Below are 20,093 nucleotides of genomic sequence, written 5' to 3'. Positions count from 1 at the left end.
GTGACGATCGTCTATGTCGATTCGACCACGATGTTAGCGCTACCCGATGTCGCGCGCACCCTGGTTTCGATCGGCTTGGGCGATGTCAGCCCATCGACCACGGCGCCGTTCACATTCTCCAGCACCACCGCCGGGCGCGCGTCGGGCATCACGACATCAAAGCTGCAATCGGTAAGGGCAAGGTTGCGTACATGCCGCGCGTACAACCCGTGCGCCGGCAGCGTGCCCATGAAGCTCGGCTCGAGGCTCGAGTTGCGCCGCTCGGGCACCTGGCGCGCGGCGTCCTCGGCCGTGCCGCCGCCCGCCGCGGTGACGTGCACGCCGCGGAAGCTCACATCCTCGATGATCCCGTCCTCGATCCCGACCACGCCGCACGGATATTCGCGCCGCGCGCCCGAGACCTGGATGTCGGTGAAGCGCACCCGCCGCACCTTCGCGATGCCCGCCCCCTTCGGCGCGCGATTGCGCGCGGACAGGCGCAGGAACACCGGGTGGTTGACTGGGTTCACGAGGTTGATGTCGCGGAAGGTCACGTCTTCCAGCACCCCGCCGTCGATCGCGCCGAGCTGCAGCCCGCGCGAATTCTCGCACACGCAATCGGCGATCAGGATATTTCGAAAGCCCGCGATCGAATCGGTGCCGAGCTTGATCCGCCCGAGCACGCCGACCTTGTCGGGCGCGAGATAGGGCGACTTCCGGTAGGTCCCGTCGAGCACCGTGCCGAGCAGATAGCCGCTGGTTTTGCAGCCGATCACCTGCACATCCTCGCAGAAGCGCGCTTCCTGCAACCCATAGCTGCTCTTCAGGACGATCGCGTCGTCCTTGGGCGCGTTGACCAGGCAGTTGGTGACGCGTGCATCGCGGCAGCAGTCGAGATCGATGCCGTCGCGGTCGGTGTCCACGGTCAGGCCGTCGATGCGGACGTTGCTGCAGCCGAGCACATAACAGGCGAAATGCCCGCCCTGCAGGATCGAGAAGTCCTTGAGCAGCACGTTGCGGCACCGGATCAGCCCGATCGCCTTGTTGCCGCGCCCCTCATATTTCATCTCTTCGGGATTGGCGCGCCGCGCGGCATCGGCGCTCAGGCCACGCTCGCTCGGCGATTTCCAGCCCGGGACGCCGTGCCAGCCCTGCGGCGGCCCCTCGCGGTCGAGGCCCAGGCCGTGGATCAGGCCGTGCCCGATGATGGCGATGTCGGTGACTCCGTCGCCGTAGATCAGGCTGTTGTGGAAATGAGCGAGCCCATAGTCGACGAACTGCTCCTCCCACACGCCTTCGGGCAAGTCGTACTGGCCCTTGTGCTTGTCGGGGCTGGCCGCCTCGATCACCGATCCGGGACTGAGCACGAGCGTGATGTGGCTCTTCAGGCGGATCGAGAAGCAGAGATAGCGGCCCGGCGGCACCACGATCGTGCCGCCGCCCGTGGCGCTCGCCGCCTCGATCGCGCGGTTGAAGGCAGGCGAATCGATCGCCTTGCCGTCACCCTTGGCGCCATAGTCACGGACATCGTGGAAGCCGCTGAGCGCGCCCGTCGCGCGCACCGGCACGGCGCTCGCAGCCAATGCCGCCCCTGCCCCCAGCAATGCCGTCCTGCGGCTGAATTCGGCCCGCGCCTCGAGCAATGTCTCTCTCCTGTCGCTGTTTATCGTGGTGATGAATTAGCGAGGCAGGGATCGCAAGCTGTAAGTCAGCTTTCACCGATCACCTCGCGATCGGGGCCGAGCCGCAGCGTAAGGTCCGCGCGCGCGGGCATCTCGGCGAGGATCGCGCGGGTGATGCGCTCGTAATGCTGGATGAAGCGCGCGACCTGCGCATCGGTCATCGCCAGCGCGGGATCGCGCCCCTGCTCGGCGAGGGTGGTGCGAAGCTCCGCTTCTTGCTGCGTGCGCCAGCCCTGCACGACCTCGAACCCGGGCGCCGCAAGCAATGCCAGTCGGTCGATACGGGCGAACAGCGTCTGATAGGGACCGGCCAACGCATCGTTGACCGCGCGGCGCCAGGTGCCGTCGGGGTCTTCGGTGCGTTCGAGATCATTGACCGGGGCGTTGAGATAGGCATCGGCCTGGGCGGCGGCGCCCACGCACCAGCCCTCGAAGATCAGCAGGTCAAGTGGTCGGTCGACCCATTTCCATTGCGCTTCCGGCAGCGGCTCGTCGCTCGCCTTGTCGAAGCGCGGCAGGCGCACCTGCTGCCCCGCCTTCACCGCATCCAGGACTGAGCAGCCCAGCGCGACATCGTGGGTCAGCGGCACGCCCCGCGTGGCGAGCAGCGAGTGGACGTCGCGCGCCAGCACCGCCCGCGCCGCCTTGCCGAGATAGAGATCGTCGAGCGACAGTATCGCGGCGGGCACGCCGAGCCGCTCGACCAGCCCGCGCGCCAGCGTCGATTTGCCGCTGCCCTGCGAGCCGCAGATGCCGAGGATCAGCGGTCGCGGGCCGGCTTCAAGCCAGGCCGCGACCGCTTGCGCGACGATCTCAAGCGACGCGGTCAAACGGCTCCCGCCCGGCGAAGAAGGCATCGAGATTGTCGGCGACCTTCATCCCCATCGCCTCGCGCGTCTCGAGCGTGGCTGAGCCCAGATGCGGCAGCAACACCGCGTTCGGCAGGCCGGCCAGCGCCGCCTCGACCGCCGGCTCCCGCTCGTACACGTCGAGACCGGCGGCGGCGATCGTCCCGTCCTTCAATGCCACGGCCAAGGCCGCCTCGTCGATCAGCGTGCCGCGCCCGGTGTTCACCAGCACAGCGTCGCGCTTCATGATCTCGAGCGCCGCCGCGTCGATCATGTGGCGCGTCGCCGCGCCGCCCGGGGCGTGCAACGAGACGATGTCGGCGACGCGCAGCAGGCCATCGAGCGACGCATGATAGGCGTCCTCCGGCACATCGTCCGCACGGCTGCGGCTGTGCACCACCACCTCCATCCCGAACGCCTTGGCCCGTTCGGCCACCGCGCGCGCGATGCGGCCATAGCCGACCAGCCCCAGAACCTTGCCCCCCAGCGAGCGGCCGAGCAGGTGCGTCGGTCGCCAGCCGGTCCACTCGCCCGCACGCAGCTCGCGCTCGCCCTCGCCCGCGCGGCGCGTCGCCATCAGGATCAGCGTCATCGCGATGTCGGCGGTGGCATCGGTCAGTACGTCGGGCGTGTTGGTCACCACGATCCCGCCCTCGCGCGCCGCATCGAGATCGATATGCTCGAACCCCGCGCCGTAATTGCCGATGACGCGCGCCCGGCGGCCCTCCGTGAGGATGACGTCGCGGGTGATCTTGTCGGTTACCGTCGGGCACAGCGCGTCATGCTCGCGCATCGCTTGGACCAGCGTGGCGGCATCCATCGGCGAGTCCGACTCGTTGCGTGTCACCTCGTAGCTCGCGGCGAGGCGCGCCTCGACCGCTTCGGGCCAGCGGCGGGTGAGCAGGATCCTGGGCTTGGTCATGCGTCGAGCCTAGCGGCGGCGGAAGACGGGCGCACGCTTCTCGGCGAACGCCGCGCGCCCTTCCCTCGCGTCCTCGGTCGCGAAGCAGATCGCCTGCAGGTCGCGCTCGTACTCGATCGCCTTTTCCCACGGCATCGTGTGGGCGGCACGCAGGTTGAGCTTGGCCGTCTCCGCCGCGATCGGCGCGCGCGCGGCGATCGTCGCGGCGATTTCCTGCGCGCGGGCGAGAAGCGCGTCGGGCGCGACCACCTCGCTCACCAGCCCCCAGGCCAGCGCCTTCTCCGCATCGATCATGTCGCCGGTGAGCAGCATCAGCGCGGCGTTGGAGGCGCCCATCGAATAGGTCAGCCCCGCCGCCATCCCGCCCCCGCCGATCCAGCCGAGCTTGATCTCGGGCGCGGCGAACTTCGCGTTGGTCGAGGCGATGCGGATGTCCGCCGCCATCGCCGTCTCCAGCCCGCCGCCCAGCGCATAGCCGTTGACCGCGGCGACTACCGGCTTGCGGCAGGCGCGCAGCGCATCGCAATAATCGTCGCGATTGCGGAAGTCCCACGGCGTCGCATAGCCGTCGAGCGTGGTGATGTCCGAGCCGGCGGAGAATGCCTTCTCGCCCGCGCCGGTGATGACGACGCAGCGCACCGCGTCGCTGGCGTTGCACTCGCTGACGGCGGCGATCAGTGCGGCGGCCATCTCGGGCGTCAGCGCATTCAATTTGGCGGGGCGGTTGAGGGTGATGGTGGCGACATGGTCGGCCACGGTGAACAACAGGTCGTCGGTCATGTCTCGGCTCCGGCCGGATGGTGCGTGCGATACAGGATTTCGAGATCGTCGAGCAACGGATCGACCGCGTCGCCGTCGAGCAACGCGGCGCGCAGCCGCGCCGACGCCGCGGTCTGGAAGGCGATCGCGCCATCGTGACGCGGGCGCAGCAGCGCCGCCCCGACCGTGGCCAGCGTCGCCGCGAAGAAGCCGCCCGTCGCGGCGTTGACCGCATCGTCCCGCCATGCCGAGCGTAGCGCGGGCTGACCGTGATGCTGCGGGATGAAGCCGCGCTGCACCGGCTCCGACATCAGCCAGCGAAGGTGATCGAGCAGCTCGGGCGCGGCGCGGCAGCGCTTGGAAATGCCGATCCCGGTGCCCCCGAGCGTCGAGCCGATCCGCCCGTCAGGCCCCGCGGGCGCATCGGCGAAACCCACGCCTCGCGTCGCGTAGTTCACATAGCCGTAGATCAGCGGGCAGAGGTCGATCCCATCGCCGCGCTCGATCGCGCCGAGCATCGCGATCGGGTTGAGCCCGCACGCACGGCGCGTGACGTCGCCGGTCAGCGCCGCCATCAGCGTATAGGCCTCGCGCCCGATCGCGCGATCCATGAAACCGTCGCGCGGTGCCGCCGGCGCGAACCCGAACGCGCCGCAGATCGATTGGAAGCTCAGGATCGCATGCGGCCCCGCCAGCGACAGGGCAACCGCATGCCCGGTGGCGAAGGCCGGAAGCTGCGCCCATTCGAGCGGCGGCAGCGCGACGGTCTCGCGGCGATAGGCCATTACCTGCGTCGCGGCGTCGAGCGGCAGCGCCCAGTGCTTGCCGGCATAAAGGTAGCTGGCGAGCGACGGCCCCGCGACCGCGCTGCGCCACGCAGCGATCTCGTCCCCGCCGAACAGCGCCTCGATCGGCACCAGGCAATCCGCCGCCACCGCCTCGCCGACATGCGGATGGTCGAGCACCACCAGATCATAACGCGCGCAGAGGTCGCCGATCGGATGCGATTCGAACCCTTCGAGCGGGTGCCTGTCCCAGGCCAGCGCCAGTCCCTTGGCCTGCGCGGCGGCCGCGGCCAGCGCGTTGTAGCCGCGTGGATGGTCCCAGGTCAGGCCGCGATACGAGGGGCCGCTCATCCGTGCTGGCGCACCACGCCGGATTCGATCAGCGCCTCGATCGCCTGGTCGTCCAGCCCGGCCTCGCGCAGCAGCTCGCGGCTATGCTCGCCGACCAGCGGCGCGCCCCGCTCGACCACGGACGGCGTCTTGGAGAAGCGGATCGGAAAGCCCGGCGCCTTCACCCGGCCCTCGGTCGGATGATCGTATTCGACGAAGGTGCCATTGTGCTTGATCTGCGGGTCCTCGACCAGATCGGCATAGCCATAGACCGGCCCCGCCCAGATATCGCGCGCGCGCATCGCCTCCAGCCACTCGGCGCTGGTCCGCGCGGGGAGATGCTCGCGCACCTTGGCGAAGATCTGGTCGCGCAGCGCCCAGCTGTCGCGTTCGTCGTCGAGCCCGTCGAAGAATGGATCGCCGAACAGCTCGCCGAGCTTCCGGAGCGAGGCCATCGCGACCGTGATATACCCATCCCGGGTCGCGAAGACGCCGTACGGCGCGCGGATATAGCTGTGCGCGTGCGGCTCGGCCGAGCGCGCTTGCGGCTTGCCGCCGACGGTGAACACTGACAGCTCCTGCATCTGGATCGTCGTTATCGCGTCGAGCATGTTGACCTGCACCAGCTGCCCCTCGCCGGTGCGCTCGCGGTGGAACAGCGCGGCGAGCGCGCCTTCGAACGCCGAATAGGCGGTGATCGCGTCGACCAGATACTGCCCCGCGGGCGAGGGCGGCGCACCGTCGGCGCCGGTCGACATCATCGCGCCCGACATGCCCTGCAGCAGCAGGTCCTGCCCGGGATAGTTGCGGTACGGCCCGTCCTCGCCATAGCCCGACATCGAGACATAGATCAGGCGCGGGTTGATCGCCGACAGCGTCGCATAGTCCACCCCCAGCCGCTCGGCGACGCCGGGGCGGTAGTTCTGCAGGAACACGTCGGCATCCTTGACCAGCTCGAGCAGCAGCGCCTTGCCCTCGGGCGCCTTCAGGTCGACCGCGAGACTGCGCTTGTTGCGGTTGAGCGAGAGGAACGAGACGTTGACCTTGTTGCCATGCGCGCCGCCGGCCGAGGCGTGGCGCTGCCACTCGCCGCCGGTCGGCTCGACCTTGACCACGTCGGCGCCCATGTCGCCCATGCGCTGCGCCGCGAACGGCCCGGCCATCGCGATCGAGCAGTCGAGCACGCGGATGCCGCTCAGGATATTGGTCACAGTCGTTTCTTCCTTTCAGGCCATCACCCAGCCGCCGTTCACGTGCAGCGTCTGGCCGGTGACGAAGCCGGACTCGTCGCTCGCGAAGAAGGCGATGGCGTTGGCGATGTCGTGGGCGGTGCCGCGGCGCTTGATCGCCTGCGCGTCGAGCACCATGCGGTTGTATCCTTCGGGATCGGGGTGGATCTTCTCGGCGTCGGTCGGGAAGGCGCCCGGCGCGATCGCGTTGACGGTCACGCCATAGGGCCCGAACTCGCGCGCCCAGGCGCGGGTCAGGCCGACCAGCGCCATCTTCGACGCGACATAGGGCGAGAGGTTGGCCCAGCCGCCCGACAGCGTGATGCTGGAGATGTTGACGATGCGGCCGAAGCCCTTGTCGCGCATCCCCGGCAGCGCCGCCTGCACCGCGACGATCCCGGCGTCGACATTGACGCGCTGCACCGCCTGGTGCTCCTCGATCGAGTACTCCTCGAACGGCTTGGACGGGTAGATCGCGGCGTTGTTGATCACCACGTCGAACCCGCCGGTCGCGGCGATCAGCCGGTCGAGCGTCGCCCGGAAGCCAGCGAGGTCGGAGAGATCGGCGGTGGAGACGACCAGCTCGCCCGGCCCCTTGCCTTCCGCCGCGGCCTTGAGCGCGTCGACCTTGGCAAGGTCGTTGTCGATCGCCACCACCGTCGCGCCGCGCTCGATCAGCAGCAGCGTGGTGTCGTGCCCCAGGCCGCCCGCCGCGCCGGTGTAGAGAACGGTGCGGTTGTTCATGATGCCGCTCCCAGAACGGGGGCATCTTGTATCCTCCCCGGCACGGGGAGGGGGACCATGCGAAGCATGGTGGAGGGGGAGCAAGGCAAGCGAGTCCGGTGCGGATAGCCCCCTCCACCACCGCTTCGCGGCGGTCCCCCTCCCCGTGCCGGGGAGGATACAAGATGCCCCTTCACTTGGCGCTTCCGATCGGCGGAAAGTTGCCCGAGGGCACGGGATATTCGTCCGCCGGCTGCACCGCGACTCCCTCGATCCGCTTCACCGCATCGGCGACCGCGCCGGCATCGGGCAGGATGCGGAAGACGCTGTCGTAACGCCGTTCCTCGCCATGCTCGAGCCAGATCAGCTCGCCGCGCTCGCGCGCGAAATCCTTGCCCATGACATGGTTGGTCGAAGGCTCGATGCCGATGGCGTAGTGGCCGGCATGGAGGTTCTGCCATTCGTACATCGCCGGGAACTGGTCCTTGCGCGTCTCGACCTCGAAGCCGAAGCCTATGCCCTCGTTGACCACCGCGACATTGACCTTGCCGTTCGCATCCGCGGCCATGTCGTGCTGCCACACCTGCTCGTGGAAATTGACGATCGGCGCAGGGAAGGTGCGGTAGCCGGTATCCTGGTCGCGATATTTGTCCTGGTGCGCCGCCCAGATCACGTCCCTGATCGGCGCGACGTAGCGCGAGCCTTCGGCCACCACCGGATGGCTGACGTTGATATGGTAGCAGTACATGTGCGGCGTGCGGTAGAAGCCGTGATTGACCACGCGGTCGTGCAATCGGATCTCGTCCCCGCCGACATCCGCCTCGATCCGGCGGATGAGGTGAAGGTCCTCGCCGAACACGGTCGATTGCTGGACGACCCCTTCCGCCCACAGCACGCATTCGTCGCCGTTCCAGGTCTCGCCATAGCCGGTGAGGCGCGCCGGAATCGTCCCGATCCGCCCGTGGAGCGACGACGACACCTTCTCGCGCGGTCCATAGTGATAATGGCCGGCCGGATCGTCGTGCATGAACAGCACATGGTCGAGCCCGCAGGTGATCAGCAGGCCCGACATCGAGCGGAACCAGCCGAGCCCGCCCTCGCCCTCATAATCGTGGAGCCCGGGATGGCGGAAGCCCGAGGGCGAGTGCCAGCCCACCGCGCGGCCATTATGCTCGCACTCGGCGATGTCCATCGCGCGATCGACGAGGACGGTGAAGCGCAGGCCCGACCCGGTGCGGAACTCGAGGCAGCGCACGCCGCGCTCGACCCCGTCGCCCAGCGTCGACAGGCGCACGCCCGCGAATTGCGAGAGCGAACCCGATCGCGCTGCCAGGTTGCGCCGGTTAAGGGTCTCGCCATAGAGCCTCGGCACCGTCCCGCTCCATCTCATGTTGTAAGACGTATGATGTTTAGGGCAGGATGGTATCGCGCGTCAATCGACGTTGCAGGAGAAACTGCCCATGCCAACCGTCCGCCGCTGCTTCGCCGTCGACCTGCATGACGATCCCGAGTTGATCGCCGCCTATCGCCGCTGGCACGAGCCGGGTGGCCCGCCACCGGCGGTCAACGCCGCGATCCGCGCCGACGGCGTGGAATCGCTCGAAATCTGGCTGGTCGGCGACCGCATGTTCATGATCATGGACGTGGATCCCGATCGTGCGCCCAGCCCCGAGCTCAAGCTCGCCCGCGACGCCGCCAATCCCGACGTCGTCGCCTGGGAGAAGCTGATGGGGGGCACCTTCCAGAAATCGCTGCCCTTCGCGCCGGACCGCAAATGGGTCGAGATGGAGCAGATCTATTCGCTGGCGGAGCAGCCCTAGCGCCACCCTCGAAAGACGTCATTCCCGCGAAGGCGGGAATCCATTGCCGCGGCCCGCTAAGGCTCCATCCGACAGGCTAGCCGGAATGGATCCCCGCCTGCGCGGGGGATGACGGGAAGGAAAAGTAAGGTCCTACCCCCGCGGCTGCGCGCGCCGCTTCGCCCAGGACCCGGCGATGTGGTCGTGCATCGCCTGCGACGCCCGCGCGGGATCGCGCGCCGCGATCGCCTCATAGACCTTGCGGTGCGCGGCGTGCGTCTCGCGGACATGCTCGACGCTGAGCTTGCCCGAATAGCCGTGGGTGCGCAGCGCTTCCGACTGGATGCCGTCGATGATCGCCTTGCTAAGACGGTCGCCCGACATGCGCATGATGATGTCGTGGAACTTCAGATCCTCATGGACATAGGCCGAGGGCATCGTCACCAGCCCCTCGAGCTTCTCGATCTGGTCGCCGAGTTCGGCGATCGCATCCGGCGTCGCGTTCGCCGCCGCCTTGGCCGCCATCGTCGATTCGAGCAGCGTGCGGATCTCGGAGAGGTTGTCGAGATAGGCAAGGCCCTCCTCGCCCTGGAACAGCGCCGAGAGGATCATCGGATCGAGCATGTTCCATGCGCGGCTGTCGCGCACGATCGTGCCGCGGCCCTGCTGCGACACGACCAGCCCCTTCTCGGTCAGCGCGGTGGTCGCCTCGCGCACCACGGTGCGGCTGACGTCGTACATGTCGCACAGCATGTTCTCGGGCGGCAGCGCGGTGCCCACCGGATAGGTGCCCATGACGATCGCGTTGACCAGGTCCTCGACCACCGCCGTCGACAGGCGCGGACGGCGGCGGACCCGCTGATGCGCGGCCGTGGTTTCGTTCATTCGTCTCTCTCGCTCACGCCGTTCACGCTACCAAGGGTGGAACCGCAAGCCCCGCAGCGTCAAGGCTTTAGAGTCGGATTCAGCTGCGCCGAATCGCGGTGCCGGCCCGCGACCGGTTCAGCCTTGCTGAACCAAACTCCAAATTCACGGGGTTGCAGATTTGGAAAGATAATACATACTATGTTTCTACGCCGGGTAAGGGCTTGCCTGGACAAAGGGGCGTCGCCGAGCATGAAGATTACCGGATATCGCAGCCTGACGACCACCCATGACTGGGGCCGGCCGGTGGGCGACGTCAACGGTGTCGTCGCGAGCGGCGTGACCGAGGTACCGATCCTGTTGCTCGAGACCGATGGCGGGCTCACCGGCATCGGCCTCGGCCAGCATGGCGATATCGACCGCGTCTTTCCGGCGGTCGAGGGGCAGGATCCGCGCGCGGTCACCGCGCTCTACGATTCGATGCTGGCGCATGTGTTCAAGAGCGGCCATGCCGGCGCGACCTATGGCGCGATCGCCGCGGTCGACATGGCGCTGTGGGATCTCAAGGCCAAGATGGCGGACGAGCCGCTGTGGCGCACGCTCGGCGCGCTCGACCGGTTCGTGCCCGGCTATGCGTCGGGGCTGTGCTACGGGCTCGACGACGAGGCCTTCGCCGCGCTCTATCGCGGCTGGGCGGCGCGCGGCTACAATTCGGCCAAGGTCAAGGGCGGGCGCGACATCGGGCGCGACATCGCCCGGCTGCTCGCGGCGCGCGACATCCTCTCGGCCAACACCTCGCACCCGGCGCTGATGCTCGACGTCAACGAGGCGTGGAACGTCAAGCAGGCGGTGCGCCACCTCGCCGAGATCGAGGCGCGGCTCGACCTCACCTGGATCGAGGAGCCGGTGCGGCGCTGGGATGCCGAGGGCCATGCCCGCATCTCGCGCGCCTGCCGCGCGGCGGTGGCGACGGGCGAGAACCTCACCGGGCTCGACCAGTTCGCACCGCTGTTCGACGCGCGCGGCGTCGACGTGGTGCAGACCGGGAGCGTGTGGGGCATCACCCATTTCCTGCGCGTCGCGACCGCCGCGCACGCGCGCAACCTCCCGGTCTCGCCGGTCGGCTACAACGCCAATCCGGTCGCGCACGCCGCCGCGAGCCTGCCCAACATGATCGGGATCGAGGTGCAGGACTGGAAGATGCCCGCCGGGCTCACTGTCGACCAGACGATCGCCGATGGCGGCATCCGCCTGGGCGATGCGCCGGGGCTCGGCATCGCGGTCGACGAAGCGGCGCTGGTCGCGCGCACCGCGCCGGGCTGGAACAGCGCCGGCGGCCCGCACCGCCGCCCGCGCCAGGCCGGCCTCAGGCTGGTGCCCGACGGACCGCAGGCTGCAGAATAACGAGACGAGATCACCGGAGAGAGCATGGCCAGCGTCGCCGACACCAATCCGTCCCAAGCCCCGTCCTATGTATTCGGGCCGCAGCGGGCGAAGCTCCAGCTGTCGCTGATGGTCAATTTCTTCCTGCTGATGGCGCTGTACAGCGGCGTGATGGGCGTCCTGCTGCCCAATCAGATCGCCGAGTTCGACGAGGCATCGAAGGTCGGCAATCTCGCCTGGATGTTCACGATCACCTCGGTCTTCTCGACGCTGACCACCCCGATCGCGGGCGCACTGTCGGATCGCACCCGCAGCCGCTGGGGCCGCCGCTCGCCGTGGATCGCGATCGCCTCGCTGATCGGTTCGGCCGCGCTGTTCGGCGTGTCGTGGATGACGAGCTTCTGGTCGCTGATGGTGCTGTGGGTGATGGCGGCGGTCGCCTACAACTCGATGCAGCCGGCGATGACGACGCTGATCGCCGACCGCTTCGCGCCCGAGACGCGCGGCGCGGTCTCAGGTATCGTCGGCGCGGGCATGACCGCGGGCCTGACCGCCGGCACCGTCGTCGCCGGCTATCTCGCGGGCGAGCGGGTGCTTGCCTATGGCCTGTTCGCAGGGGCCATCGCCGCCTCGTGTCTCGCCTTCGTCGCGATCAACCGCGAGCCGCCGAGCGACCATCTGCCCCGCCGTCCGATGCACTGGTGGGCGTTCCTCAAGGGCTTCTGGATTTCCCCCCGCAAGCATCCCGACTTCGCCTGGGCGTTCGCCAGCCGGTTCTTCATCTATATGGGCTATCAGGCGGTCGCCACCTACCTGCTCTACATCCTGCGCGACTATATCGGCCTCGGCAACGACGCGTCGAACATCGCCATCGCCAACATGGCGATCGTCACGCTGATCTGCCTCGTCGCCTCCTCGCTCCTCTCGGGCTGGCTCTCGGACAAGTATCAGGCGCGCAAGCCGTTCGTGATCCTGGGCAGCCTGATCATGGGCTGCGCGATGGTCGCGCCCCTCGCGATCCCGACAATGCAGGGGATGTGGGCCTACGCCGCGATCATCGGCATCGGCTACGGCATGTTCATGTCGATCGACATGGCGCTGATGACTCAGGTGCTGCCCAAGAGCGCGCTGGGCGACGAGGGCAAGGACCTCGGCATCCTCACCACGGCGGTGAACATCCCCCAGATCATCAGTCCGGTGATGGCCGCCATTCTGCTCGGCTTCTTCGCCAACGACTATCGCACGATCTTCTGGGCGGCGGTGATCTTCGTGTTCGGCTCGGCGCTGTGCGTGCTCCCGATCCGGAGCGTGCGCTGACTCCATCATATTTGTAATACATATGATGATAACTTGACATACAGGGAGGCGTGCGCCATCCTCCCGTCAAACACATTCTCAGGGAGAGAGAAGATGAAGATTCGCCGTGCCATGCTGCTGTCCGCCGTCGCGGGAAGCGCATTCACGCTCGCCCAGCCCGCGCTCGCGCAGGAGACCGCGGCCCCAGCAGCCGAGGAAGCCGCGCCCGCCGAAGAGGAAATCCTCGTCACCGGCATCCGCGCCTCGGAGCGCGCCGCGATCGACATCAAGCGCAACGCGGTGGCGGTGGTCGACTCGATCGTCGCCGAGGATCTCGGCAAGCTGCCCGACCAGAATGTCGCGGAATCGCTCCAGCGCGTCGCCGGCGTGACGATCGAGCGCAACCGCGGCGAGGGCCGCTACGTCACCGTCCGCGGCTTCGGCCCCAAGTTCAACGCGGTCACCGTCAACGGCCGCACGCTCGCGACCGACAATAACGGCCGCGAATTCTCGTTCGACGTGATCCCCTCGGAGGTCATCTCGGGCGCCGACGTCTACAAGTCGCCCCAAGCGAACTTCAACGGCTCGTCGATCGGCGCCACCGTCGACGTCAAGACGCTGCGCCCGCTCGACCAGCGCGAGGGCTTCAAGATTGCCGGCGCCGCGACCGGCATGTGGTCGGAGATCGCCGACAGCTGGAACCCGGAATTCTCGGGCGTGGCGAGCTGGAAGAACGACGCCGGCACCTTCGGCATCGCGCTCGCCGGCGTCTATTCGGAGCAGGAGAACCGCATCGACGAGTTCACCATCGGCGCAGGCCATGTGAAGCGCTCGGCAGGCGACAGCTACTACAACCTCGCCGGGGTGCCGCGCGGCCGCATCGGCGCGGGTGTGCAGAATTTCAGCGGCGTGTCGATGCCGTCCAACCTCTCGCCCTTCTTCTTCGAGCGCAATCTCAAGCGCTGGGCGGTCAACGGCTCGGTCCAGATGCGCCCGAGCGACAAGCTCACCGTGACGATCGACACGCTCTATTCCAGCGCACGGTTCCGCGAGCAGCAGACCGGCCTCGCCTATGACTTCGCCGGCGGCATCCTCGCCGAGCAGGTCGTCGAGGGCGGCAGCGTGGTCAACGGCGTCCAGACCGGTGGCGAGGCCGTGTACCAGCGCTATGTCGGCGGCTTCGTCGACCAGATCATCCAGTATGACGACCGCAACGTGACCACCGACCAGTTCGGCATCAACGTCGACTGGCGCCCGACTGACACGCTGCGGGTCCGTCTCGACGGATCGCTCTCCGACGCGCGCCGCCGCGGCAAGGAGAACAACCTCTTCACGACGATCCGCCGCAAGAACATCGATCTGTGGTTCGACCGGCGCAGCGGCAGCCCGATCTACGACTATGGCTTCACCAGCCCCAACTACGCCAACGCCGCGACCAACCCGCAGGGCATCACCGCGCACTATTACATCTGGGGCGGCGGCTCGAACATCGATGACGAGATCGAGGAGTACAAGGCGGACATCGAGTGGAAGCCGGGCAACGGCAACCTGACGCTCTATGCCGGCGCGCTCGCGCAGAGCCGCATCAAGACGATCACCGCCGACGAGACGCCGTTCGGCGAGCAGTGCACCTATTGCGACTCCAACCGCGCGCTGCCGCAATCGCTGTTCTCGCCCACCAACCGCTATTTCTTCTCGGGCGGCGGCGGCGACATCATCCGCGACTGGGTGATCTACAGCCCGCAGGAGCTGATCCGCACGATCGACGAGTTCGCGGCGCAGGACGGCAGGACGTTCAACCCCGCGGTCTTCTCGCCCTCCGGGTCGTCGATCGTCAACGAGAAGGTCAAGGCCGCCTATGCCATGGCGGCGCTCGAGACGCAGATCGGCGGCATGCCGCTCGCGGTCAATGTCGGCCTGCGCTACGAGGATACCGACTACACCTCGTCGGGCGCCTCGCGCCAGGTGTTGAGCGCGCGGCCGACCGGCGGCGGCCAGAACACCATCGTCGTCTCGCCGGTCCAGCCGATCAGCTTCCGGGGCAAATATCATGACTGGCTGCCTTCGCTGAACGCGCGCCTCAGCGTCACCGACGACGTCATCTTGCGCTTCGCGGCGTCGAAGGTGCTGACTCGCCCGACCCTGTCGGACCTGTCGCCGCGCCAGACGATCCAGACCAACCCGGGCAACGAGACGATCCGCCGCGGCAACCCCGATCTGCAGCCGTTCCGCGCCAAGCAGGTCGAGCTCGGCGCCGAATGGTATTTCGCGCCCGGCTCGCTGCTCTCGGCGGCGGCGTTCTACAAGGACATCGAGTCCTTCGTGACGCTGGTCACCACGCCGCAGCTGGTCGATCAGGTGACGTTCCAGGTCACCGTGCCCGACAATGGCGAGGGCGCGACCGTCAAGGGCTTCGAGCTCGGCTATCGCCAGTCGTTCGACAACTGGCTGCCCGCCCCGTTCGACGGCTTGGGCGTCCAGGCGAGCTTCAACTACACCGACTCCAACGCGCAGTATCGCAACGCAGTGGCGAACGTGACCTTCGGGCTCGAGGGGCTGTCCAAATATTCGTACAGCCTGGTCGGCTTCTACGAGAAATACGGCGTCCAGGCGCGTGTCGCCTACACCTATCGCGACAACTTCCTGCAGGTGGCTTCGGGCCGCAACGGCGAGCCGGAGTATTTCGACGCCTATGGCCAGCTCGACGTGAGCCTGTCCTATGACGTGGGCAAGCACTTCACGATCTTCGCCGACGCGATCAACCTCAACAACGCCAAGGAGTTCATCTACTCGGTGAGCGAGGACCGCACCAAGGAGTATCGCAAGACCGGCCGCCGCGTCTCCGCCGGCGTCCGCGTCCGCTTCTGACGGCCGCCTGCCCTCCCCGGCGCGGCCAAGGGGCGCTCCGTCGCGGTCGAACGGCCGCAACGGGGCGCCCCGCTTCGTTTGGGCGGCGCGCGCATGAAATGCCGATGGAAATGCGGGACGCTTCGCCGCATACAGGGGAATTGGCCGCGCCATCGCCCCCGCAGGCGGCGAGGCGCCGGCCGCAACATGGGGGCGGCAATCGGGTGCAACGGGTGAACCAGCAGACAGCGATCGAGGAGGAGCCCCGCTTCGGCCGGTTCGCGCGCAACGTTCGCTCGAGCCACGACCAGGTCGCGCAGGTGCTGGGCCACGAGATCCTCTCCGGCGCGATCCTGCCGGGCACGAAGCTGCCCCAGGAGGCCGAGATCCTCGCCCGCTTCGGCATCTCGCGCACCGTGCTGCGCGAAGTGTTCAAGACGCTGACCGCCAAGGGGCTGATCGTCTCCAAGACGCGCGTCGGCACCACCGTGCTCGACAGCTCGCACTGGAACTATTTCGACGCCGACATCCTCGCCTGGAAGTCCAGCCAGGGTTTCGACATGGCGTTCCTGCGCGATCTCGCCGAGATCCGCGTCGCGATCGAATCCGCCGCCGCCCGCGCCGCCGCCGAACGCCGCACCGACGAGGATCTCGCCGAGATGCGCCGCCATCTCGCCGGGATGCGCGACGCCACCGACAGCGCGCGCGACTTCGCCGAGGCCGACCTGCAGTTCCACAAGGCGATCGGCCGCGCCTCCGACAATGCGCTGATGCGCTCGCTCTCGGCGGTGATCGAGACCGCGCTGATGGCCTCGTTCCGCATGAGCTCGCCGGTCAACGAGGCCGAGGAGCATTTGACCAGCGTGCGCGGCCACGCCCAGATCGTCGACGCGATCGAGGCGCGCGACGGCGAGCGCGCGGCGCGGGCGATGCGCGACATCATCGGCCACGGCGTCTCGCGGATCGAGAAGAGCACCACCCCGCGCAAGCGCGGCAAATAGCGTCGATCTGGTCGGCTTGGATCGTTCCCCTGCGAAAGCGGGGGCTAGATTGGGGACTCATCTTCCCACGTCGTCATTCCCGCGAAGGCGGGAATCCATTCTGGCTGACCGGGCGGATTGAGCCGTACCGGCAGCGGCAATGGATCCCCGCTTGGCGGGGATGACGACGGGATTTGGATATGGAAGCGCGGCCGAACCCGGTTCGGAAAAAAAGCAAAGCGGGCACCCGGCTCCACCCTCCGGCCGGTTGCGCCTCGCAAATATTAGTATTATTATATTTTCAATTCCCGGCGAATCCGTAAAAATTCGCAAGGGCTGGAATGAGCGTGGAGGGATTGGATGACTGACGGCCCGGTGACCGACGGCCTATCGCGGCGGCACTTCATGCATTGCGCCGCCTGCGCCACGACGGCTGCCGGGATGGGGGCGCTGCCGGCAAGCGCGCTCGCCGCGGCCGAGGCTTCAGGCTCGGTGAAGGGCAAGGAAGCGATGCACGAGTTCGCCTATGGCAAGGTGAAGCTCACCGGCGGCCGCATCAAGCGCCAGTTCGATCATATCCACGCGCATTTCCTCGCGCTCGACAATGACCGCATCCTCAAGGTCTTCCGCGAGAATGCCGGCCTCCCCGCGCCCGGCCCCGACATGGGCGGCTGGTACGACCGCAACGGCTTCGTCGCCGGGCTGACGCTCGGTCAGTATATCTCCGGCCTCGCCCGCTACGGCGCCGCGACCGGCGACCGACAAGCGCATGAGAAGGTCGCGCTGCTGGTCAGCGAATGGGGCAAGGCGCTGGTCGCCTCGACCACCCCCTATGCGGGACCGCGCGCGCAGGCGCAGTGGGCCGCCTATGTCATGGACAAGTACGTCGTCGGCCTGGTCGACGCGTACCGCCTGAGCGGCGTCGAGCAGGCCAAGCCGCTGCTGCCGATCGTGATCGAGAAGTGCCGCCCGTACATCTCGCCCGTCTCGCGCGACCGCGTCGGCAAGACCGAGCCGCCCTATGACGAGACCTATGTCCTCTCCGAGAACCTGTTCCACGTCGCCGAGATCACCGGCGACAAGAAGTATCACGACATGGCGGTCCACTATCTCCTCAACAAGGAATGGTTCGACCCGCTCGCCGCGGGGCAGGACGTGCTGCCGACCAAGCATGCCTACAGCCACACGATCGGCAATGCCTCGGGCGCGCAGGCCTATCTCCATCTCGGCGACGAGAAGTACAAGCGGGCGCTGGTCAACGCGTGGAAGTTCATGGAGCCGCAGCGCTTCGCCTCGGGCGGCTGGGGGCCGGAGGAGCAGTTCGTCGTCCATGGCCAGGGCAACCTCGCCAAGAGTCTCAAGAGCTCAAAGGCGCATTTCGAGACGCCGTGCGGGGCCTTCGCCGACTTGAAGCTCGCGCGCTACCTGATCCGCTTCACCGGCGAGGCGCAATATGGCGACGGGCTCGAGCGCTCGCTCTACAACACGATGCTGGCGACGCGCCTGCCCGACAGCGACGGCGGCTATCCCTATTATTCGGACTACGGCGCGCAGGGGCAGAAGCGCTATTACCACCAGAAATGGCCGTGCTGCTCGGGCACCTTGGTCCAGGGCGTCGCCGACTATGTCCTCAACGCCTATTTCCACGACGACGACAATCTGCTGGTCAACCTCTATACCCCGTCCGAAGTGACCTGGGACCGCCCCGGCGGCGCGGTCGAATTGGTGCAGGAGACCGACTATCCGGTCGCCGACACGGTCAAGCTCAGGGTGCGCAAGGCCGGTAACGGCCGCTTCGGCATGAAGCTGCGCATCCCGCACTGGACCAGGGGCGCGAAGCTGCTGGTCAACGGCAAGGCGCAGCCGGCGACGCCGGGCCAGCTCGCGACGATCACGCGGACGTGGAAGGCCGGCGACACGGTCGAGCTGACCATCCCGCAGCCGCTGCGCACGCTGCCGATCGACCCGGAGAACCCGAACCTCCAGGCGGTGATGCGCGGCGCGGTCATGTATGTCGGGCTCAACCCGTGGGAGGGGATCGACAACGAGACGATCGCGCTCCCCGGCGCGCTCGAGCCGATGCCCGGCAATCCCGAATCCTATCGCGCCAAGGTCGGCCAGCGGAACCTCGTGTTCGTGCCTTACTATGCGGTCGATACCGAGCGCACGACGACCTATTTCAAGACGGCGTGACGATCGGAATGCCTGTCTCCTCCCTCATCCGTCATCCCCGCGCAGGCGGGGATCCATTCTGGCTGACTTCCCGCATCGAGCCGCGACGGCAGCGGCAATGGATCCCCGCCTTCGGGGATGACGAAAGGGGAATATGAAGGCCTCGGACTGAAATGACCGACCCGCGCGTCACCGCCACCTACGAGATCGAAACCGCGTTCCCATTGCACCAGGCCGCGGAGACGATGGCCGGCGAGCAGTCGACCGGCACGTTCGTCCGCGTGCCCGGCGAGACCGACGAGCTGCGCGAAGCCCACGCCGCGCGGGTCGAGGAGCTGGTCGAGCTGGGCGAAGTCGCCGAACCCTCGCTCCCCGGATCGGGTCTCCCCAAGACCTGGGACGGCAAGCGCCGCCGCGCGCGCGTGCGCCTGTCGTGGCCGACCTCGAACATGGGGCTGTCGCTCCCCAACCTGCTCGCGACGATCAACGGCAACCTGTCCGAGCTCAAGGCCTTTTCCGGGCTGCGCCTGATCGACGTGACGCTGCCGCCCGCCTTCCTGACGCGCTATCAGGGCCCGCAGTTCGGCGTCCCCGGCACGCGCGAGCTGGCGGGCGTGTTCGGCCGCCCGATCATCGGCACGATCATCAAGCCCAGCGTCGGCATGTCGCCCGAAGCCACCGCCGCGCAGGTGAGGACGCTGGTCGAGGCCGGGATCGACTTCATCAAGGACGACGAGCTCCAGGCCGATGGCCCGCACTGCCCGTTCGACGCGCGGATCAGCGCGGTGATGCGCGTGATCAACGAGCATGCCGACAAGACCGGCAAGAAGGTGATGTTCGCCGCCAACCTGACCGGCGAGATCGACGAGATGCTCGCCCGCCACGATCATGTCGTCGCCGAGGGCGGCACCTGCATCATGGCGAGCATGAACTCGATCGGCCTGCCCGCGATGAAGGCCCTTCGCGCGCACTCGCAGCTCCCGATCCATGGCCACCGCAACGGCTGGGGCATGCTCGGCCGCTCGCCCGCGATCGGCATGAGCTATGTCGCCTTCCAGAAGCTCTGGCGCCTCGCGGGCATCGACCACACCCACGTCAACGGCATCGACAACAAGTTCTGCGAGAGCAACGAGAGCGTGATCGCCTCGGCGCGCGAATGCCTGACCCCGATGTTCCCGGCGCCGCACAAGGGCTGCGAGATCATGCCCGTCTTCTCCTCCGGTCAGTCGGCCCGGCAGGCGGCGCCGACCTATGCCGCGCTCGGCTCGGTCGACTGCATGTTCGCCGCCGGCGGCGGGATCATGGCGCATCCAGGCGGCCCCGCGGCAGGCGTGCGGGCGCTGCAACAGGCCTGGGAAGCCGCCGTCGCCGGCATCCCCGCCGAGCAAGCCGCGAACGACGCGCCCGAACTCAAGGCGGCGCTCGGGGCGTTCGGCGCGTGAACACGCTTGCAATGTTGGAATTGATTTGCTTGCGTGCCGATACGACCCGTCCG

16 protein-coding genes are annotated in these 20,093 nt (G+C 67.7%); 7 read left to right on the top strand and 9 right to left on the bottom strand.

Features of this window, described 5'->3' with window-relative positions; genetic code table 11:
- Positions 1 to 11: 11 nt before the first annotated feature.
- From ACO227_RS08475 to ACO227_RS08440, 8 genes are all read right to left on the bottom strand, one after another.
- Entirely contained in the window at positions 12 to 1,622 is a 1,611-nt protein-coding gene (locus ACO227_RS08475) for a rhamnogalacturonidase (RefSeq protein ID WP_423606855.1), read from the bottom strand.
- Between the two features lie 65 nt (positions 1,623 to 1,687).
- Positions 1,688 to 2,518 carry a kinase gene (locus ACO227_RS08470; protein ID WP_423606853.1) on the bottom strand — a complete coding sequence of 277 codons (831 nt, stop codon included), beginning with the start codon at positions 2,516 to 2,518 and terminating at the stop codon, positions 1,688 to 1,690.
- Entirely contained in the window at positions 2,475 to 3,431 is a 957-nt protein-coding gene (locus ACO227_RS08465) for a 2-hydroxyacid dehydrogenase (RefSeq protein ID WP_423606851.1), read from the bottom strand. Before ACO227_RS08465 ends, ACO227_RS08470 begins: the two co-directional genes overlap by 44 nt.
- Before the next feature lie 9 nt (positions 3,432 to 3,440).
- Entirely contained in the window at positions 3,441 to 4,211 is a 771-nt protein-coding gene (locus tag ACO227_RS08460) for an enoyl-CoA hydratase/isomerase family protein (protein ID WP_423606850.1), read from the bottom strand.
- Positions 4,208 to 5,326 (bottom strand): carbohydrate ABC transporter substrate-binding protein, encoded by a 1,119-nt coding sequence (locus ACO227_RS08455; RefSeq protein ID WP_423606848.1) that lies wholly within the window; start codon positions 5,324 to 5,326, stop codon positions 4,208 to 4,210. The genes ACO227_RS08460 and ACO227_RS08455 overlap by 4 nt, the downstream gene beginning before the upstream one ends.
- Positions 5,323 to 6,516 carry a CaiB/BaiF CoA transferase family protein gene (locus ACO227_RS08450; protein WP_423606846.1) on the bottom strand — a complete coding sequence of 398 codons (1,194 nt, stop codon included), beginning with the start codon at positions 6,514 to 6,516 and terminating at the stop codon, positions 5,323 to 5,325. The genes ACO227_RS08455 and ACO227_RS08450 overlap by 4 nt, the downstream gene beginning before the upstream one ends.
- A gap of 15 nt (positions 6,517 to 6,531) precedes the next feature.
- Positions 6,532 to 7,278: an SDR family NAD(P)-dependent oxidoreductase gene (locus tag ACO227_RS08445; protein ID WP_423606844.1), complete on the bottom strand. Its 747-nt coding sequence runs from the start codon at positions 7,276 to 7,278 to the stop codon at positions 6,532 to 6,534.
- Positions 7,279 to 7,450: 172 nt separating this feature from the next.
- Positions 7,451 to 8,629, bottom strand: a complete 1,179-nt coding sequence (locus tag ACO227_RS08440; protein ID WP_423606842.1) for an aldose 1-epimerase family protein — start codon at positions 8,627 to 8,629, stop codon at positions 7,451 to 7,453.
- 88 nt (positions 8,630 to 8,717) lie between these two features.
- Between ACO227_RS08440 and ACO227_RS08435 the strand changes: the two genes are divergently transcribed.
- Positions 8,718 to 9,077 carry an L-rhamnose mutarotase gene (locus ACO227_RS08435; protein ID WP_423606840.1) on the top strand — a complete coding sequence of 120 codons (360 nt, stop codon included), beginning with the start codon at positions 8,718 to 8,720 and terminating at the stop codon, positions 9,075 to 9,077.
- Between the two features lie 132 nt (positions 9,078 to 9,209).
- Here ACO227_RS08435 and ACO227_RS08430 read toward each other — a convergent pair whose 3' ends face one another.
- A complete protein-coding gene (locus tag ACO227_RS08430) occupies positions 9,210 to 9,941 on the bottom strand; it encodes a FadR/GntR family transcriptional regulator (RefSeq protein ID WP_423606838.1) in 732 nt (243 codons plus the stop codon).
- Between the two features lie 231 nt (positions 9,942 to 10,172).
- Here ACO227_RS08430 and ACO227_RS08425 point away from each other — a divergent pair, with 231 nt between their 5' ends.
- The 6 genes from ACO227_RS08425 to ACO227_RS08400 all read left to right on the top strand — a co-directional run bounded on the left by ACO227_RS08425 (position 10,173) and on the right by ACO227_RS08400 (position 20,040).
- Complete coding sequence (locus ACO227_RS08425; RefSeq protein WP_423606836.1) at positions 10,173 to 11,324, top strand: mandelate racemase/muconate lactonizing enzyme family protein; 1,152 nt, start codon at positions 10,173 to 10,175, stop codon at positions 11,322 to 11,324.
- A 24-nt stretch (positions 11,325 to 11,348) separates the two neighbouring features.
- Positions 11,349 to 12,620 (top strand): MFS transporter, encoded by a 1,272-nt coding sequence (locus tag ACO227_RS08420; protein ID WP_423606834.1) that lies wholly within the window; start codon positions 11,349 to 11,351, stop codon positions 12,618 to 12,620.
- Between the two features lie 93 nt (positions 12,621 to 12,713).
- On the top strand, positions 12,714 to 15,467 hold the full coding sequence (locus ACO227_RS08415; RefSeq protein WP_423606833.1) for a TonB-dependent receptor: 2,754 nt from the start codon (positions 12,714 to 12,716) through the stop codon (positions 15,465 to 15,467).
- A 212-nt stretch (positions 15,468 to 15,679) separates the two neighbouring features.
- Positions 15,680 to 16,447: a FadR/GntR family transcriptional regulator gene (locus ACO227_RS08410; RefSeq protein WP_423606831.1), complete on the top strand. Its 768-nt coding sequence runs from the start codon at positions 15,680 to 15,682 to the stop codon at positions 16,445 to 16,447.
- Between the two features lie 339 nt (positions 16,448 to 16,786).
- Positions 16,787 to 18,619 carry a beta-L-arabinofuranosidase domain-containing protein gene (locus ACO227_RS08405; RefSeq protein ID WP_423606830.1) on the top strand — a complete coding sequence of 611 codons (1,833 nt, stop codon included), beginning with the start codon at positions 16,787 to 16,789 and terminating at the stop codon, positions 18,617 to 18,619.
- Between the two features lie 152 nt (positions 18,620 to 18,771).
- Positions 18,772 to 20,040 (top strand): ribulose-bisphosphate carboxylase large subunit family protein, encoded by a 1,269-nt coding sequence (locus ACO227_RS08400; protein WP_423606828.1) that lies wholly within the window; start codon positions 18,772 to 18,774, stop codon positions 20,038 to 20,040.
- Positions 20,041 to 20,093 lie beyond the last annotated feature (53 nt).

The sequence above is a fragment of the Sphingomonas sp. MS122 genome, assembly GCF_049532975.1.
GTDB lineage: Bacteria > Pseudomonadota > Alphaproteobacteria > Sphingomonadales > Sphingomonadaceae > Sphingomonas.
Note: the sequence above shows the minus strand (reverse complement) of the source record. Positions and strands in the feature narration are given on the sequence as shown.

Bases quoted from the DNA above. Each gene is read 5' to 3' on its own strand.
- ACO227_RS08430 (WP_423606838.1), bottom strand. From the start codon at position 9,941: ATGAACGAAACCACGGCCGCGCATCAGCGGGTCCGCCGCCGTCCGCGC.
- ACO227_RS08400 (WP_423606828.1), top strand. From the start codon at position 18,772: ATGACCGACCCGCGCGTCACCGCCACCTACGAGATCGAAACCGCGTTC.
- ACO227_RS08420 (WP_423606834.1), top strand. From the start codon at position 11,349: ATGGCCAGCGTCGCCGACACCAATCCGTCCCAAGCCCCGTCCTATGTA.
- ACO227_RS08435 (WP_423606840.1), top strand. From the start codon at position 8,718: ATGCCAACCGTCCGCCGCTGCTTCGCCGTCGACCTGCATGACGATCCC.
- ACO227_RS08405 (WP_423606830.1), top strand. From the start codon at position 16,787: ATGACTGACGGCCCGGTGACCGACGGCCTATCGCGGCGGCACTTCATG.
- ACO227_RS08425 (WP_423606836.1), top strand. From the start codon at position 10,173: ATGAAGATTACCGGATATCGCAGCCTGACGACCACCCATGACTGGGGC.
- ACO227_RS08445 (WP_423606844.1), bottom strand. From the start codon at position 7,278: ATGAACAACCGCACCGTTCTCTACACCGGCGCGGCGGGCGGCCTGGGG.
- ACO227_RS08455 (WP_423606848.1), bottom strand. From the start codon at position 5,326: ATGAGCGGCCCCTCGTATCGCGGCCTGACCTGGGACCATCCACGCGGC.
- ACO227_RS08460 (WP_423606850.1), bottom strand. From the start codon at position 4,211: ATGACCGACGACCTGTTGTTCACCGTGGCCGACCATGTCGCCACCATC.
- ACO227_RS08415 (WP_423606833.1), top strand. From the start codon at position 12,714: ATGAAGATTCGCCGTGCCATGCTGCTGTCCGCCGTCGCGGGAAGCGCA.
- ACO227_RS08470 (WP_423606853.1), bottom strand. From the start codon at position 2,518: ATGCCTTCTTCGCCGGGCGGGAGCCGTTTGACCGCGTCGCTTGAGATC.
- ACO227_RS08465 (WP_423606851.1), bottom strand. From the start codon at position 3,431: ATGACCAAGCCCAGGATCCTGCTCACCCGCCGCTGGCCCGAAGCGGTC.